Genomic DNA, 1,262 nt, shown 5'->3' on the forward strand with positions numbered 1-1,262 from the left:
TGAGGTGGTGCCGGTTTCTGAGACAGGGGCATAAGGTGGATCGCCCGATGAAAAGGACGATCCGGTATGAAGACACGCAGACGATTTACGGCTGAGTTCAAGGCCAAGGTTGCGCTTGAGGCGATCCGTGGCGAGCGGACGATTTCGGAACTGGCGACAAAGCACCAGCTTCATCCGAACCAGATTACGCAGTGGAAACGGCAGGCCATCGAGAACCTGGCCAAGACGTTCGACGACAAGGCTGCTGATGCGCAGGTCGGCCGGGAAGCCGAGGTGACCAAGCTGCACGCCAAGATTGGCCAGCTTGTCGTTGAGCGGGATTTTTTGGCCAAGGCCTTCGATCGCTGAGCCTGGATCGGAGGAGAATGATGATTGACCCCGATCACAACCGGCTCTCGATCCGCCGCCAGTGCGAACTGGTCTCGATCTCGCGGGCGTCGTTCTACCGACAGCCCGCCGGCGAGACGCCCGAGAACCTCGAACTGATGCGCACCATCGACGAGGCCTTCATGGAGACGCCCTGGTATGGCTCCCGGCAGATGGCCCGGCATCTGCGGCGTCAGGGCTGGTGCGTGGGTCGCAAGCGGGTCCGGCGGCTGATGCGCAAGATCGGTCTGTCGCCGATCTACCAGGTGCCGAGAACCAGCGAGCCGCATCCGCAGCATCGCATCTATCCCTACCTGCTGCGGCACCTGACGATCGAGCGGCCGGATCACGTTTGGTGTGCCGATGTGACCTATATCCCGATGCGGCGCGGCTTCCTTTACCTCGTGGCCATCATGGACTGGTTCAGCCGCAAGGTCCTGGCCTGGCGGTTGTCGAACACGATGGATGCCGACTTCTGTGTTGCCGCTCTCGAAGAGGCGATCGCCTGCCATGGCAGGCCCGACATCTTCAACACCGACCAAGGCTCGCAGTTCACTAGCTTCGCCTTCACGACGACGCTGAAGGATGCCGGCATCCGCATCTCCATGGACGGGCGCGGCCGCTGGATGGACAACGTCTTCATCGAACGACTGTGGCGCAGCCTCAAATATGAGTGCGTCTTCCTCAGCGCATTCGAAACGGGAAGCCAAGCCCGCTGCGGCATCGGCTCCTGGATAGACTATTACAACCGGCGACGCCCGCACTCGACCTTCGCCGGCAGGACGCCCGACGAAGTCCATGCTATGGCGGAAATGACGGAGCAATTGGCGGCGTAGAAACGAACCCGATCCACCTTAGCCAGGCCGCCAAACTGTCTCACCAAGCGGGTCCACCTC

At 61.5% G+C, this 1,262-nt stretch carries 1 protein-coding gene; it reads left to right on the forward strand.

Going from position 1 to position 1,262, the window contains the following annotated elements; all coding sequences use genetic code 11:
* Window positions 1-66: 66 nt before the first annotated feature.
* Window positions 67-1,202 (forward strand): IS3 family transposase gene (locus NWI01_RS18570; protein WP_375782197.1). Its coding sequence is split into 2 segments (ribosomal slippage): window positions 67-337 and window positions 337-1,202, totalling 1,137 coding nucleotides; the frame shifts between segments, so codons are not numbered across the junction.
* The last annotated feature ends 60 nt before the right edge of the window (window positions 1,203-1,262 follow it).

The organism is Nitrobacter winogradskyi, assembly GCF_006539545.1.
Lineage (GTDB): Bacteria > Pseudomonadota > Alphaproteobacteria > Rhizobiales > Xanthobacteraceae > Nitrobacter > Nitrobacter winogradskyi_A.